This window comes from Streptomyces tamarix, from assembly GCF_032423885.1.
Lineage (GTDB): Bacteria > Actinomycetota > Actinomycetes > Streptomycetales > Streptomycetaceae > Streptomyces > Streptomyces tamarix.
The window spans coordinates 211,747-226,859 of the sequence record NZ_JAWCTQ010000005.1; the positions used below are offsets into that span (position 1 = coordinate 211,747).

The 15,113-nt window shown below is 74.9% G+C and carries 15 protein-coding genes; 13 read left to right on the top strand and 2 right to left on the bottom strand.

Features of this window, described 5'->3' with window-relative positions; translation table 11 throughout:
• The first annotated feature begins 7 nt into the window (after positions 1 to 7).
• From RND61_RS06710 to glmM, 4 genes are all read left to right on the top strand, one after another.
• Positions 8 to 1,630, top strand: coding sequence for an ABC-F family ATP-binding cassette domain-containing protein (locus tag RND61_RS06710; protein ID WP_315876839.1), 1,623 nt, complete (start codon positions 8 to 10; stop codon positions 1,628 to 1,630).
• Between the two features lie 273 nt (positions 1,631 to 1,903).
• Positions 1,904 to 2,347 (top strand): 50S ribosomal protein L13, encoded by a 444-nt coding sequence (gene rplM, locus RND61_RS06715; protein ID WP_315876841.1) that lies wholly within the window; start codon positions 1,904 to 1,906, stop codon positions 2,345 to 2,347.
• A 41-nt stretch (positions 2,348 to 2,388) separates the two neighbouring features.
• Positions 2,389 to 2,907 (top strand): 30S ribosomal protein S9, encoded by a 519-nt coding sequence (gene rpsI, locus RND61_RS06720; protein ID WP_175407566.1) that lies wholly within the window; start codon positions 2,389 to 2,391, stop codon positions 2,905 to 2,907.
• A gap of 107 nt (positions 2,908 to 3,014) precedes the next feature.
• Entirely contained in the window at positions 3,015 to 4,373 is a 1,359-nt protein-coding gene (gene glmM, locus RND61_RS06725) for a phosphoglucosamine mutase (RefSeq protein ID WP_315876843.1), read from the top strand.
• Positions 4,374 to 4,440: 67 nt separating this feature from the next.
• Here glmM and coaA read toward each other — a convergent pair whose 3' ends face one another.
• A complete protein-coding gene (coaA, locus tag RND61_RS06730; protein WP_391652971.1) occupies positions 4,441 to 5,448 on the bottom strand; it encodes a type I pantothenate kinase in 1,008 nt (335 codons plus the stop codon).
• Between the two features lie 184 nt (positions 5,449 to 5,632).
• On the opposite strand from coaA, the gene glmS reads away from it, so the two are divergent.
• The 8 genes from glmS (at position 5,633) to RND61_RS06770 (ending at position 13,716) form a co-directional block, all read left to right on the top strand.
• Positions 5,633 to 7,480, top strand: coding sequence for a glutamine--fructose-6-phosphate transaminase (isomerizing) (gene glmS, locus RND61_RS06735; protein WP_315876845.1), 1,848 nt, complete (start codon positions 5,633 to 5,635; stop codon positions 7,478 to 7,480).
• Positions 7,477 to 7,845, top strand: coding sequence for a holo-ACP synthase (locus RND61_RS06740; RefSeq protein WP_315876846.1), 369 nt, complete (start codon positions 7,477 to 7,479; stop codon positions 7,843 to 7,845). The genes glmS and RND61_RS06740 overlap by 4 nt, the downstream gene beginning before the upstream one ends.
• 4 nt (positions 7,846 to 7,849) lie before the next feature.
• Positions 7,850 to 9,289: an NAD(P)H-hydrate dehydratase gene (locus RND61_RS06745; protein WP_315876847.1), complete on the top strand. Its 1,440-nt coding sequence runs from the start codon at positions 7,850 to 7,852 to the stop codon at positions 9,287 to 9,289.
• Between the two features lie 97 nt (positions 9,290 to 9,386).
• Positions 9,387 to 10,019, top strand: coding sequence for an SMI1/KNR4 family protein (locus RND61_RS06750; RefSeq protein ID WP_315876848.1), 633 nt, complete (start codon positions 9,387 to 9,389; stop codon positions 10,017 to 10,019).
• Between the two features lie 209 nt (positions 10,020 to 10,228).
• Complete coding sequence (gene alr, locus RND61_RS06755; RefSeq protein ID WP_315876849.1) at positions 10,229 to 11,416, top strand: alanine racemase; 1,188 nt, start codon at positions 10,229 to 10,231, stop codon at positions 11,414 to 11,416.
• A gap of 184 nt (positions 11,417 to 11,600) precedes the next feature.
• A complete protein-coding gene (locus tag RND61_RS06760; protein WP_391652986.1) occupies positions 11,601 to 12,776 on the top strand; it encodes an alpha/beta fold hydrolase in 1,176 nt (391 codons plus the stop codon).
• Positions 12,777 to 12,786: 10 nt separating this feature from the next.
• The gene (gene tsaE / locus RND61_RS06765) at positions 12,787 to 13,311 is read left to right on the top strand and encodes a tRNA (adenosine(37)-N6)-threonylcarbamoyltransferase complex ATPase subunit type 1 TsaE (RefSeq protein ID WP_315876850.1); all 525 of its coding nucleotides are present in this window, start codon (positions 12,787 to 12,789) and stop codon (positions 13,309 to 13,311) included.
• A 150-nt stretch (positions 13,312 to 13,461) separates the two neighbouring features.
• Complete coding sequence (locus tag RND61_RS06770) at positions 13,462 to 13,716, top strand: hypothetical protein (RefSeq protein ID WP_315876851.1); 255 nt, start codon at positions 13,462 to 13,464, stop codon at positions 13,714 to 13,716.
• 60 nt (positions 13,717 to 13,776) lie between these two features.
• On the opposite strand, the gene RND61_RS06775 is transcribed toward RND61_RS06770, so the two are convergent.
• Positions 13,777 to 14,355 (bottom strand): L,D-transpeptidase, encoded by a 579-nt coding sequence (locus RND61_RS06775; protein WP_315876852.1) that lies wholly within the window; start codon positions 14,353 to 14,355, stop codon positions 13,777 to 13,779.
• Positions 14,356 to 14,456: 101 nt separating this feature from the next.
• Here RND61_RS06775 and tsaB point away from each other — a divergent pair, with 101 nt between their 5' ends.
• Positions 14,457 to 15,110 carry a tRNA (adenosine(37)-N6)-threonylcarbamoyltransferase complex dimerization subunit type 1 TsaB gene (gene tsaB, locus RND61_RS06780; protein WP_315876853.1) on the top strand — a complete coding sequence of 218 codons (654 nt, stop codon included), beginning with the start codon at positions 14,457 to 14,459 and terminating at the stop codon, positions 15,108 to 15,110.
• The last annotated feature ends 3 nt before the right edge of the window (positions 15,111 to 15,113 follow it).

Here is a 15,113-nt window from a genome sequence, read left to right on the forward strand (position 1 = left end):
GCGGCCCATGGGACATCTGGAGGTCGCGCACCTGGAGTACTACCTGCCGGACGGGCGGGCGCTGCTCGGTGATGTGTCGTTCCGGGTCGGGGAGGGCGCCGTGGTCGCCCTCGTCGGTCCGAACGGCGCGGGCAAGACGACGCTGCTGAGGCTGGTCGCGGGGGAGGCGCAGCCGCACGGCGGGACGGTCGCGGTGAGCGGCGGGCTCGGGGTGATGCCGCAGTTCGTGGGGTCCGTGCGGGACGACCGCACGGTGCGCGACCTGCTCGTGTCGGTGGCGCCGCCGCGGATCAGGCAGGCGGCGGCCGCGGTCGACGAGGCCGAGCACCTGATCATGACGGTCGACGACGAGGCCGCGCAGATGCGGTACGCGCAGGCGCTCAGCGACTGGGCGGAGGCGCGCGGCTACGAGGCGGAGACCCTGTGGGACGTGTGCACCACGGCGGCGCTGGGCGTCCCGTACGAGCGGGCCCAGTTCCGCGAGGTGCGCACGCTCAGCGGCGGCGAGCAGAAGCGGCTGGTGCTGGAGGCGCTGCTGCGCGGCTCCGACGAGGTGCTGCTGCTCGACGAGCCGGACAACTACCTCGACGTCCCGGGCAAGCGGTGGCTGGAGGAGCGGCTCGGCGAGACGCGCAAGACCGTGCTGTTCGTGTCGCACGACCGGGAGCTGCTGGCGCGGGCCGCGCAGAAGATCGTCGCGGTGGAGCCGGGCCCGGCCGGGTCGGACGTGTGGGTGCACGGCGGCGGCTTCGCGACGTTCCACGAGGCGCGGCGGGAGCGGTTCGCGCGGTTCGAGGAGCTGCAGCGGCGCTGGGCGGAGAAGCACGCGCAGCTCAAGCAGCTGGTCCACACGTTGAAGAACAAGGCGGCGTACAACGACGGGCTGGCCTCCCGCTACCAGGCCGCGCAGACGCGGCTGCGGAAGTTCGAGGAGGCGGGGCCGCCGCCGGAGCCGCCGCGCGAGCAGGACATCCGGATGCGGCTGCGGGGCGGCCGGACCGGGGTGCGGGCGGTGGAGTGCCGGGGGCTGGAGCTCACCGGGCTGATGAAGCCGTTCGACCTGGAGGTCTTCTACGGGGAGCGGGTCGCCGTCCTGGGGTCGAACGGGTCGGGGAAGTCGCACTTCCTGCGGCTCCTGGCGGGCGATCCGTCGGTGGCGCACACCGGTGCGTGGAAGCTGGGCGCGCGGGTCGTGCCCGGCCACTTCGCGCAGACCCACGCCCATCCCGAGCTGGAGGGCCGGACGCTCGTCGACATCCTGTGGACCGAGCACTCCAAGGACCGGGGCGGCGCGATGTCGGCGCTGCGGCGGTACGAGCTGGAGCGGCAGGGCGACCAGCCGTTCGGGCGGCTGTCGGGCGGGCAGCAGGCGCGGTTCCAGATCCTGCTCCTGGAGCTGTCGGGGGCCACGGCGCTGCTGCTGGACGAACCGACGGACAACCTGGACCTGGAGTCGGCGGAGGCCCTCCAGGCGGGGCTGGAGGCGTACGAGGGGACGGTGCTGGCCGTGACGCACGACCGGTGGTTCGCGCGCTCCTTCGACCGGTACCTGGTCTTCGGGTCGGACGGCGTCGTGCGGGAGACGGCGGAGCCGGTGTGGGACGAGCGGCGGGTGGAGCGGAAGCGGTAGGCGGGGCGGGGGGTGGTACGGGCCGGTCCGGGGGCGGCCGGGGCAGGTCCGGGGGCGTCGTTTTGACCCGCGCGGGGGACGCCGCGTATCCTTCTGGTTCGTTATGCGTATTGGCTTGCTCGATCTCACGTGAGAGGCCGTTACGCCGGTCCACCGGGCCGATGACCAGCGACCTGCACTCGGTTTGCGTCACCGACGTGTGGTCATGGCTGTCGTGATCGTCCGTGGTGGCCTTGACAGGACCCACTCACTGAAGAAGCGAAGGCTACGACCGTGCGTACGTACAGCCCCAAGCCCGGCGATGTCACCCGCCAGTGGCACGTCATTGACGCCCAGGACGTCGTCCTGGGTCGCCTGGCCTCCACCGCTGCCACCCTTCTCCGGGGCAAGCACAAGCCGATCTACGCGCCGCACGTCGACGCTGGTGACTTCGTCATCATCATCAACGCCGACAAGGTGCACCTGTCCGGCAACAAGCGGACCCAGAAGATGGCGTACCGCCACTCCGGCTACCCGGGTGGTCTGCGTTCCGTCCGCTACGACGAGCTCCTCGCCAAGAACCCCGAGAAGGCCATCGAGAAGGCCGTCAAGGGGATGCTCCCGAAGAACTCCCTGGGCCGTCAGATGCTCTCGAAGCTGAAGGTCTACGCGGGTGAGAACCACCCCCACGCTGCTCAGCAGCCGGTCCCGTTCGAGATCACCCAGGTCGCGCAGTAAGTCCGGCCACCCCCTAAGACGAAGAGAATCTGAGGAGCATCGTGGCCGAGACCACTGTTGAGAACCCCATCGAGGGCGAGGAGACCTACGCCGAGGTCACCACCTTCGAGTCCGAGGCCCCCGTCGAGGGCGAGTACACCTCGGAGTCCCTGGCCTCCCGCTTCGGCGAGCCGCAGCCGGCCGCCGGCCTGGGCCGCCGCAAGAACGCCATCGCCCGCGTCCGGATCGTCCCGGGCACCGGCAAGTGGAAGATCAACGGTCGCACCCTCGAGGACTACTTCCCGAACAAGGTGCACCAGCAGGAAGTCAACGAGCCCTTCAAGGTGCTCGAGCTCGAGGGCCGCTACGACGTCATCGCCCGCATCGCGGGTGGCGGCGTCTCCGGCCAGGCCGGCGCCCTGCGCCTCGGCGTGGCCCGTGCCCTGAACGAGGCGGACGTGGACAACAACCGCGGCCCGCTGAAGAAGGCCGGCTTCCTGAGCCGCGACGACCGCGCGGTCGAGCGGAAGAAGGCCGGTCTGAAGAAGGCCCGCAAGGCGCCGCAGTACAGCAAGCGCTAATCACCGCGCCTGCTCGGTCTGCTCGTACGTACGCCCCGGCGGCACTCCCGTGCCGCCGGGGCGTACGTTTCTCCTTGGTCCATCAGTAAGTCTTTCGGAGGACGGTTGTGGGACGACTCTTCGGCACGGACGGCGTGCGCGGTGTCGCCAATGCGGATCTGACGGCGGAGCTCGCGCTCGGCCTGTCCGTGGCGGCGGCCCACGTACTCGCCGAAGCGGGGACCTTCGAGGGGCACCGGCCCACCGCGGTGGTCGGGCGGGATCCGCGCGCGTCGGGAGAGTTCCTGGAGGCCGCCGTCGTGGCGGGCCTCGCCAGCGCCGGCGTCGACGTGCTCCGCGTGGGCGTCCTGCCGACACCGGCCGTCGCGTACCTGACCGGCTCCCTCGGCGCCGACCTCGGCGTGATGCTCTCCGCCTCCCACAACGCCATGCCGGACAACGGTGTCAAGTTCTTCGCGCGCGGCGGCCACAAGCTCGCCGACGAGCTGGAGGACCGCATCGAGGCGGTGTACCAGCAGCACCGCACCGGCGAGCCGTGGGACCGGCCGACCGGCGCCGGAGTGGGCCGCGTCAAGGACTACGGGCAGGGCGCCGACGACTACGTCGCCCACCTGCTGTCCGTCCTCCCCAACCGGCTCGACGGCCTGAAGGTCGTCCTCGACGAGGCGCACGGCGCCGCGTCCCGCGTGTCGCCCGACGCGTTCGCGCGGGCCGGGGCCGAGGTCGTCACCATCGGCGCCGCCCCCGACGGCCTCAACATCAACGACGGCTGCGGCTCCACGCACCTCGACATGCTGAAGGCCGCCGTCGTCGAGCACGGCGCCGACCTGGGCATCGCCCACGACGGCGACGCCGACCGCTGCCTGGCCGTGGACCACACCGGCACCGAGGTCGACGGCGACCAGATCCTCGCCGTCCTCGCCCTCGCCATGCGCGAGGCGGGCACGCTGCGCGGCGACGCGGTCGTCGCGACGGTCATGTCCAACCTGGGCTTCAAGCTCGCCATGGAGCGCGAGGGACTGCGCCTCGTCCAGACCGCGGTCGGCGACCGCTACGTGCTGGAGGAGATGAAGGAGCGGGGCTACGCGCTGGGCGGCGAGCAGTCCGGGCACGTCATCGTCCTGGACCACGCCACGACCGGCGACGGCACCCTGACGGGGCTGCTGCTGGCGGCGCGCGTCGCGGCGACCGGGCGGCGGCTGGCCGAGCTGGCCGGCGTCATGGAGCGGCTCCCGCAGGTCCTCATCAACGTCAAGAACGTCGACAAGAGCCGCGTGAACACCTCCGCGGAGCTGGGCATCGCCGTCGCGGACGCCGAGCGGGCGCTGGGCTCCACCGGCCGCGTCCTGCTGCGCCCGTCCGGTACGGAGCCCCTCGTACGGGTGATGGTGGAGGCCGCGGACATCGAGCAGGCCCGGTCCGTGGCGGGCCAGCTGGCGGACGCGGTGAAGGCGACGCTGGGCTGAACGGGTGAAGGGAGGCGCCCCGCACGGTTCCGGCCGCGCGGGGCGCCTTTCCGCGTCCGTACCGGACTCAGAGCTTGCGCAGGGAGAGCCGCTGGACCTTGTGGTCGGGGCCCTTGCGCACGACGAGGTTGGCGCGGCCACGGGTGGGGGCGACGTTCTCCAGGAGGTTCACCTTGTTGATCGTGCGCCACATGGTGCGGGCGTAGTCCAGCGCCTCTTCCTCGCTGACCTGCGTGTACTTGCGGAAGTACGAGGACGGGTCCTGGAACGCGGTCTCGCGCAGCCTGCGGAAGCGGTTCAGGTACCAGCGCTCGATGTCCTCGGGCCGGGCGTCCACGTACACGGAGAAGTCGAAGTAGTCGGCGAGGCCCACGCGGGTGCGGCCGTCCTTGCCGGGCAGGGCCGGCTGGAGGACGTTGAGGCCCTCGACGATGAGGATGTCCGGGCGGCGCACCGTGAGGCGCCGGCCGGGCACGATGTCGTAGATCAGGTGGGAGTAGACGGGCGCGGTGACCTCGTCCTTGCCGGCCTTGATGTCCGCGACGAACCGGGTGAGCGCGCGCCGGTCGTACGACTCGGGGAAGCCCTTGCGGGACATCAGGCCGCGCGCCTGGAGCTCCTTCATCGGCAGCAGGAACCCGTCCGTCGTGACCAGCTCGACGCGCGGGTGCTCGGGCCAGCGGGCCAGGAGCGCCTGGAGGAGGCGGGCGACGGTCGACTTGCCGACGGCGACGGACCCGGCGACGCCTATGACGAACGGGGTGCCGCGCTGGGCGCCCTTCTCGCCGAGGAACGTGTTGAGCGCCCCGCGCAGGTTCGCGGTGGCGCCCACGTAGAGGTTGAGGAGCCGGGAGAGCGGCAGGTAGATGTCGCGGACCTCGTCCAGGTCGATGACGTCGCCGAGACCGCGGAGCCGTTCCACCTCGTCGGCGGTGAGCGGCAGCGGCGTCTTGTCCCGCAGCGCGCTCCACTGCTCCCGGGTCAGGTCGACGTACGGCGTCGACTCGGCACGCCGGGACACGCCCGGAGGGGTGCCGGGCGGGGGTGTGCTGCTTCGTGGCGGCGAAGTGATCACACGGCCATTGTCGGTCGTGCGGGGCGGCCGTGGGGGGTGTGCTCGGTCACGTGGGTGGTACCGGCCACCGGGACGGCGCGGTGCCCTTGCACTGGGGCGGCGGGTGCGCGGCGCGCCGGGGCGGGGTTTTGCCGGGTGGGCTGATGTGCGGGGTTCCGCCGGGGTGGGGTCGTAGGCTGCCGCCATGTGCGGAATCGTGGGATACGTCGGCGGACAGTCGGCGCTTGATGTCGTCATCGCGGGGCTGAGGCGGCTGGAGTACCGGGGCTACGACTCGGCCGGGGTCGCCGTGCTCGCCGACGGGGGGCTCGCCGCCGCCAAGAAGGCGGGCAAGCTCGTCAACCTGGACAAGGAACTGATCTCCCGGCCCCTGCCGAGCGGGTCCACCGGGATCGGGCACACGAGGTGGGCCACGCACGGCGGCCCGACCGACGCCAACGCGCACCCCCACCTCGACAACGCGGGCCGCGTCGCCGTCGTCCACAACGGCATCATCGAGAACTTCGCCGCCCTGCGCGCCGAGCTCGCCGAACGCGGCCACGCCCTCGGCTCCGAGACCGACACGGAGGTCGTCGCGCACCTCCTCGCGGAGGCCCACTCGTCCACCGCCGACCTCGCCGAGGCGATGCGGCAGGTGTGCCGGCGCCTCGAAGGGGCGTTCACGCTCGTCGCCGTCCACGCCGACGAGCCGGACGTCGTCGTCGGCGCCCGCCGCAACTCGCCGCTGGTCGTCGGCGTCGGGGAGGGCGAGGCGTTCCTCGCGTCCGACGTCGCCGCGTTCATCGACCACACCCGCTCCGCGATCGAGCTGGGCCAGGACCAGGTCGTCGAGCTGCGCCGGGACGGCGCCGTCATCACCGACTTCGACGGCGCGCCCGCCGAGGTGCGCTCGTACCACGTGGACTGGGACGCGTCCGCCGCCGAGAAGGGCGGCTACGACTACTTCATGCTCAAGGAGATCGCCGAGCAGCCGAAGGCCGTCGCGGACACGCTGCTCGGCCGGATCGACGCCGAGGGGTCGCTGACGCTCGACGAGGTGCGCATCCCCGCCGCCGCGCTGCGGGAGGCCACGAAGGTGGTCATCGTCGCGTGCGGCACGGCCTTCCACGCGGGGCTCATCGCCAAGTACGCCATCGAGCACTGGACCCGCATCCCCTGCGAGGTCGAGCTGGCCAGCGAGTTCCGCTACCGGGACCCGATCCTCGACCAGCGGACCCTGGTCGTCGCGATCTCCCAGTCCGGCGAGACCATGGACACCCTCATGGCGCTGCGGCACGCCCGCGAGCAGGGCGCCCGCGTCCTGGCCATCTGCAACACCAACGGCTCCACCATCCCCCGCGAGTCCGACGCCGTGCTCTACACGCACGCCGGGCCCGAGGTCGCCGTCGCGTCCACCAAGGCGTTCCTGACCCAGCTCGTCGCCTGCTACCTCGTCGCGCTGTACCTGGGGCAGGTGCGCGGCACCAAGTGGGGCGACGAGGTCCGCGCCGTCATCCGGGACCTCGCCCGGATCGCGGAGGACGTGGAGCGGGTCCTGGAGACCATGGAGCCCGTGCGGGAGCTGGCCCGGTCCCTCGCCGGCCACGACACCGTGCTGTTCCTCGGGCGGCACGTCGGCTACCCCGTGGCGCTGGAGGGCGCGCTGAAGCTCAAGGAGCTGGCGTACATGCACGCCGAGGGGTTCGCCGCGGGCGAGTTGAAGCACGGGCCGATCGCGCTCATCGAGGAGGGGCTGCCCGTCGTCGTGGTCGTGCCCTCGCCGCGCGGGCGGTCCGTCCTGCACGGCAAGATCGTGTCGAACATCCAGGAGATCCGGGCCCGCGGCGCCCGCACCATCGTCATCGCGGAGGAGGGCGACGAGGCGGTCGTCCCGTACGCGGACCACCTGATCCGCGTCCCCGCCACGCCGACGCTGCTCCAGCCGCTGGTCTCCACCGTCCCCCTCCAGGTCTTCGCCTGCGAGCTGGCCACCGCCCGCGGCAACGAGGTCGACCAGCCGCGCAACCTCGCCAAGTCGGTCACCGTCGAATGATCATCGGGGTGGGGATCGACGTCGCCGAGATCGACCGGTTCGCCGAGGCGCTGGAACGCACCCCGCAACTGGCGCGGCGGCTGTTCCTGGAGCGGGAGCTGTGCCTCCCGAGCGGCGAGCGGCGGGGGGTCGCCTCGCTCGCCGCGCGGTTCGCCGCGAAGGAGGCCGTCGCCAAGGCGCTCGGCGCGCCGTCGGGGCTGCACTGGACGGACGCCGAGGTGTACGTGGAGGAGAGCGGGCAGCCGCGCCTGCGGGTGCGCGGCACGGTCGCCGCGCGCGCCGCGGAGCTCGGCGTGCGGCACTGGCACGTGTCGCTCAGCCACGACGCGGGGGTGGCGTCCGCCGTGGTGATCGCCGAAGGTTGAGCACATGCGTACTGCGTATCGCGTTCAGGACGTGCGGGCCGCCGAGGCCGCGCTGATGGCCCGGCTCCCGGAGGGGGCGCTGATGCAGCGGGCGGCGGCCGGTCTGGCCGGCGCCTGCGCGGGGCTGCTGGGGCGGGTGTACGGGGCGCGGGTCGTCCTCCTCGTCGGCAGCGGCGCCAACGGCGGTGACGCCCTGTACGCCGGGGCGCGGCTCGCCCGGCGCGGGGCCGGGGTGACGGCGGTGCCGCTCGGCGCGCGGGTCCACGAGGGCGGACTCGACGCGCTGGTACGGGCCGGGGGGCGGGTCGCCGACGACCCGTTCGCCGCGTTGGCGCGCGCCGACCTGGTCCTGGACGGGATCACCGGGATCGGCGGGCGCGGCGGGCTGCGCCCGGACGCCGTGCCGGTCGTCCGGGCCGCGCGCGACTCCGGCGCGGTGGTGGTCGCCGTGGACCTGCCGAGCGGCGTCGACGCGGACACGGGCGCCGTGGACGGGGAGGCGGTGCGGGCCGACGCGACGGTGACGTTCGGGGCGTACAAGCCGGGGCTGCTCGTCGACCCGGCGCGGGAGTACGCGGGCGCCGTGCGGCTCGTCGACATCGGCATCGGGGACCTGCTGCCGTCGCCGCCGGAGCTGGAGGCGCTCCAGCACGCCGACGTGGCGCGGCTGCTGCCGGTGCCGGCGGCGGAGAGCGACAAGTACCGGCGCGGGGTCGTCGGGGTCGTCGCCGGGTCGGCGCGCTACCCGGGCGCCGCCGTGCTGGCGGTCGCGGGCGCGCTGCGCGGCGGCGCCGGGGCCGTGCGGTACGTGGGGCCGGCGGGCGCCGCCGTGCTGGCCCGGTACCCGGAGACGCTGGTGCACCCGGGGCCGCCGGGGGAGGCGGGGCGGGTCCAGGCGTGGGTGATCGGCCCGGGGCTCGCGGACACGCCGGGCGCGGAGGACGTCCTGGCCTCGGACGTGCCGGTGCTGGTCGACGCGGACGGGCTGCGGCTGCTGGACCCGGCGGCGGTACGGGCCCGTCCCGCGCCGACCGTGCTCACCCCGCACGCGGGCGAGGCGGCGGCCCTGCTGGGGACCGGCCGCGAGGACGTGGAGGCGCGGCGGTTGGACGCGGTGCGGGAGCTGGCGGGCCGGTACGGGGCGACGGTGCTGCTGAAGGGCTCCACGACGCTGGTCGCGGACCCGGAGCCGGGGGTCCCGGTGCGGGTGAACGCGACGGGGACGCCGTGGCTGGCCACGGCCGGCAGCGGTGACGTCCTGTCGGGCCTGGCGGGTTCGCTGCTGGCGGCCGGCCTGGCCCCGCGCGACGCGGCGTCGACGGCGGCGTACCTCCACGGCCTGGCGGCCCGCCGCGCGGCCCGGGGCGCCCCGCTGACGGCCCACGAGGTGGCCCGGGCGCTGCCGGACGCCTGGCGGGACGCGGCGGGGAGCGCCGCGGACTGACGGGGCGCACGGGTGCGGGCGTCCCGCGCGGGGGCGGGCCGGGCGGCGGTCGCCGGGCTGCGTAGGATTTGCTCGTTTTCCAGGGGTGGGAGAGATCGTGGGTGAGAACCCGCACGTCGCCGCGTTGGCGCGGCTCATGCCGCCGGTGCACGGGGCGGACGAACAGGTCGACTGGGTAGCCGCCGAGGCCCGGTGGGGGGTCGCCTTCCCCTCCGACTACCGGGACTTCATGGCCCGGTACGGCGGCGGTTCCATCAACGGCGAGGCCGTCGTCCTGCTCCCGCTGCCGAGGGAGGGCCTCCAGTGGCCGCCGGCCGACCTCGCGGAGGAGACCGCGAACGTGCGGCACGCCTGGCGGGCGGAGGGCGGCCGGGACGCGCTGGACGTGGACCCGGAGGACCTCCTCGCGTGGGGCGTCACGGCCGGGCCGGACATCCTGTGCTGGCTGACCTCCGACGCGGACCCCGACCGGTGGCCGGTCGTGGTGTGCGGGCGGCACACGTCGCCGACGTTCACCGTCCACCCGTACGGGATGGCGGAGTTCCTCCACCGGCTGCTGGCGGACGAGTTCGACGACCCGCCGGTCAGCCTCGTCTTCTGGGACGGAGCCCCGGCCCGCTTCGTGCACTGGCGGGAGGAGCAGCGCCGCTTCCTGGCGGGCCTCGACCCGGTCACCGGCGACCCCGACCCGTACGCCCAGCCCCGCCCGGACCGCCCGGACGGCGCCTGACCCCGCCCGGCGCGGCGGCCGGGCCGGGGCCGCCGGGCCGGAGGCGGAGCCGGTGGACGGGCCGGAGGCGGAGCCGGTGGACGGGCCGGCGCGCGGAGCCGGGTCGGGGCCGGCGGGCGGGCGCGGTGGACGTGCGGTGGACGTGAGGTGGACGACAGGGCGGGGCGGGGCGCCGGGGGTCCGGGGGCGTACCTGAGACACTGGGCGCGATGAGTGAGACACCGCAGCACCTCCGCGCCGCCCACGAGCCCGAGCACCCCGGCACCCGCGCCCGCGCCGAGGTCGACCTCGCCGCGCTCCGCGCCAACGTCCGCGCGCTACGGGCCCGGGTCGAGCCGAGCGGCGCCCGGGTCATGGGGATCGTGAAAGCCGACGCGTACGGGCACGGCGCCGTGCCGTGCGCCCGCGCCGCACTCGAAGCGGGGGCCGCCTGGCTGGGCACGGCCACGCCGTACGAGGCGCTCGCGCTGCGCGCCGCCGGGATCGACGCCCCGCTCCTGTGCTGGCTCTGGACGCCCGGCGGGCCGTTCCGCGCCGCCGTCGAAGCGGACGTCGACATCGCCGTCAGCGGGCTGTGGGCGCTCGACGAGGTCGTCGAGGCCGCCCGCGCCGCCGGCCGCCCCGCCCGCGTCCAGCTCAAGGCCGACACGGGCCTCGGCCGCAACGGCTGCCTGGCCGGCGACTGGCCCCGCCTCGTCGGCGAGGCCCTGAAGGCCCAGGCCGACGACCACGTACGGGTGACCGGCCTGTGGTCCCACTTCGCCTGTGCCGACGAGCCGGGCCACCCCTCGATCGGCGCCCAGCTGGCGCGCTTCCACGACATGCTGGAGTACGCGGAGAAGGCCGGCGTCGAGCCCGAGGTGCGGCACATGGCCAACTCGCCCGCCACCCTCACCCTCCCCGAGACGCACTTCGACCTCGTCCGCACCGGCGTGGCGATGTACGGCATCTCGCCCAGCCCCGAGCTGGGCGTCCCCGCCGACTTCGGGCTGCGGCCCGTGATGCGGTTGACCGCCAGTGTGGCGTCGGTGAAGCAGGCGCCGCCGGGCCTCGGCGTCAGCTACGGCCACCACTACGTCACCGACCGCGAGACGAACCTCGCCCTCGTCCCGCTCGGCTACGCGGACGGCGTCCCCCGCCACGCCTCGGGCAGCGGCCCCGTGTTGCTGGGCGGTGCCGTCCGGACCGTGGCCGGCCGGATCGCGATGGACCAGTTCGTCCTGGACCTGGGCGACGACACGGTGGAGCCGGGCGCCCGCGCGGTGCTGTTCGGGCCGGGCGACGACGGCGAGCCCACGGCCGAGGACTGGGCGCGGGCGGCCGGAACCATCGCGTACGAGATCGTCACGCGCGTCGGCGCGCGCGTGCCGCGCGTCCACCTCCACGAACGGGGGTAGTGGGGGAGCCGTGACACGGACCGGTACGGATACGGGGGCGGGCGCGGCGGCCTCGGCCGCCTCGGCGGTCGGCGCGGCCGTCGTGGAGGCCGCCGCGGTGGCGGGTGAGGCGGCGGTGGTGGCCGGTGAGGTGGCGGCCGGGGGCTGGCGGCGGCGGGCCGGGTTCGCGGGCGCGGCCATCGGCGTGGTCGCGGCGGGCGCGGCCGCGGGGGTCGCCCTGGAGCGGCTCACCATGGGCCGGGGCGTCCGCCGGAAGGCCCGCCTCGCCCTGGACGCCTCCGCCCCGTACGGCGCCCTGCGCGGCACCCCCGGCACGGCGCGCGCGGACGACGGCACGGCCCTCCACTACGAGACCGAGGACCTCGGGGGCCCCGACGGTCCCGAGGGCTCCGGTGGTCCCGGTGGTCCTGGTGGTCCCGAGGAGCCCGGCGGCCCCGAAGGCCCCGACGGTCTCGTGGACCCCGGCGGCCCCGGCCGCGCGGGTGCGCCCGGCGCCGCGCGCGCCACCGTCGTCTTCAGCCACGGCTACTGCCTCAGCCAGGACTCCTGGCACTTCCAGCGCGCCGCCCTGCGGGGCCTGGTGCGCGGCGTGTACTGGGACCAGCGCAGCCACGGGCGGTCCGGCCGGGGCGCCGGGCCCGTCTCCATCGACCGGCTCGGGCGCGATCTGAAGGCCGTCATCGACGCGGCGGCGCCGGAGGGCCCCCTGGTGCTGGTCGGGCACTCCATGGGCGGGATGACCGTCATGGCGCTGGTGGACCAGTACCCGGAGCTCGTGAGGGACCGCGTCGTCGGCGTCGCCTTCGTCGGTACCTCCTCGGGGCGGCTCGCGGAGATCACCTACGGCCTGCCCACGGTGCCCGCCCAGGCCGTGCGGCGCGCGCTGCCCGGCGTCCTGCGGGCGCTCGGGGCGCGCGCGGAGCTGGTGGAGCGGGGGCGGCGGGCCACCGCCGACCTGTTCGCCGGGCTGGTCAAGCGGTACAGCTTCGGGTCGCGGGACGTGGACCCGGTCGTCGCCCGGTTCGCGGAGCGGATGATCGAGGCGACGCCGATCGACGTGGTCGCGGAGTTCTACCCGGCGTTCGCCGAGCACGACAAGGCCGACGCGCTGGCGGTCCTCGCCGACGCGGGCGTCCCCGTGCTGGCCCTGGCCGGGGAGAGGGACATGGTCACGCCCCTGTCCCACACGGAGGCCATCGCCGCGCTCCTGCCGGGCGCGGAGCTCGCCGTCGTCCCCGGCGGAGGGCACCTGGTGATGCTGGAGCACCCCGGGGCGGTCACCGCGCGGCTGGTGGACCTGCTGGTGCGGGCCGGCGCACTGGCCCCGGACGACGCGGGGGCGGCCACCGGCAGCGGTTAGGTTGGCAGGTATGGAAGCAGCGCACACCGACACGACGGGGGCCGCCGGGACCCCCGCCGCCACCGCCCGCCTCACCGTCCACTCGCCCGAGGAGATGCAGGAGCTCGGCCGCGGCCTCGCCGGGCTGCTGCGCCCCGGCGACCTCGTGATGCTCACCGGCGAACTGGGCGCCGGCAAGACGACCCTGACGCGCGGCCTCGGCGAGGGCCTCGGCGTGCGCGGCGCGGTCACCTCCCCGACGTTCGTCATCGCCCGCGTCCACCCGTCCCTGGTCGGCGGCCCCGCGCTGGTGCACGTCGACGCGTACCGGCTCGGCGGCGGCCTCGACGAGATGGAGGACCTCGACCTGGACGTCTCGCTGCCCGAGTCGGTGGTCGTGGTCGAGTGGGGCGAGGGCAAGGTCGAGGAGCTGACCGACGACCGGCTGCACGTGGTGATCGACCGGGTCGTCGGCTCCACGGACGACGACCGGCGCGAGGTGACGCTGACCGGCGTGGGGGCGCGCTGGGAGGGCGTGGACCTCGTTCCGCGCTGATCGCGCGCCGTGAGCCGGCGACGCACGTACTTTCCGACAAGACGTCGGTACATTGTTGCGCCGTACCTCCGAGGCGTGGTCACATGGATACCAGACGCTGGTTAGGTCTACCTAACTCACCCGTCCCGCCAGCGGAGCCAGGAGGCAACCATGCCGCAGCAGCAGCCGGAGCGGCAGCAGCCGTCGGAGGTGTCCATGCGTGACCTGCTGGCCTCCTGCGCGGCCGCGAACGCCGTGTCCACCCCGCCGCGCCCGGAACCCGTCCAGGACCGGGAACCGGCCCGGACCGTCGAAGAACCGGACGAGCCCGGCGAGCCGGACGGGCCCAGCGAGCCCGGTGCGCCCGGCGGCGCGGCGGCCGGCGCCGACCGGCCGGAGGAACGCGAGGCGCCCCGGGCCGCGTGACCGCGGCCCGGGGCGCACCCGGGGCTACAGAGGGACGGGAGGCGCACGGCGCCGCGCCCGTCAGGGGACGACGACGACCTTCGAGGCGACCGTCGCGAACGACCACAGCGCGTCGCCGTCCGCCCGCGCCATCCGCACCCCGCCCGTACGGCGGGACGGGTCCGGGCTGGACATGGAGCCGTCGACGGCCGCGCTGAAGCCGATCGTGATCCCGTCCACCGTCGCGAACCGCACCACGTGCTCGACCTGCACCCCGTCGGAGCCGCGGACCGTGCCCGAGCGGGACGTCACGGCGTACGTGCCGGGCGCGGGGCCGACCGTGCTCGGCATGACGGGGAACGTGCGGACGACCTCGCCGCTCTCGTCGACCAGCCAGACCCGCCGGTCGGCCAGCGCGTACACGACCCGCTCGCCCGAACCCGACCGGGGCGGCAGGGCCGGGGCGTCCTCGGAGGGCTTCCCCGGCGCGCCCGACGCGGAAGGGGTGGCCGACGCGGACGGCGCCGCGGAGCCGGTCGCCTTCGTCCCGGACCGGAGGTCGGCGGGGGCGGTGGCCGACGCCTGGTAGGCGAGGAAGCCGACCGCCGCGAGCGCCGCCGCCGTGAGCCCGGCCACGAATCCCGAGCTGCTCCTTGCCACGCTGCTCCACCTCTCATACGACGTATCGATGTGACCGTAGCACCAGCGCCCGGCCGGGACGGGGCGCCGTGCCCGCCCCGCGGGCGCCGTAGGCTGTTCGCGTGCTGCTGCTCGCCATGGATACCGCCACCCCCGCCGTCACCGTCGCCCTCCACGACGGGCGGTCCGTCGTCGCCCAGTCGAGCCAGGTCGACGCGAGGCGGCACGGGGAACTGCTGCTGCCCGCCGTCCACCGCGTCCTCGGCGAGGCGGGCCTGAAGCTCGACGCCGTCACGGGCGTCGTCGTGGGCGTCGGCCCCGGCCCGTACACGGGGCTGCGGGTCGGCCTGGTCACGGCGGCCACGTTCGCCTCCGCGCTCGGCGTCCCCGTCCACGGGCTGTGCACGCTCGACGGGCTCGCGTACGCCTCGGGCATCGACGAGCCGTTCGTCGTGGCGACCGACGCGCGGCGCAAGGAGGTCTACTGGGCGCGGTACGACGACCACCGCACCCGTACGACCGAACCGTCCGTCGACCGGCCCGCCGACATCGCGGACCGGGTGGCCGGCCTCCCGGCGGTCGGCGCCGGGGCGCGGCTGTACGGCGAGGTCTTCCCGGACGCCCGCGACCCCGAGCACCAGTCGGCCGCCGCGCTCGCCGCGCTCGCCGCCGAACGGCTCGCGGCCGGCGAGGAGCTGCTGGAGCCGCGGCCGATGTACCTGCGCCGTCCCGACGCGCAGGTGCCGAAGAACTACAAGGTGGTCACGCCGAAGTGACCG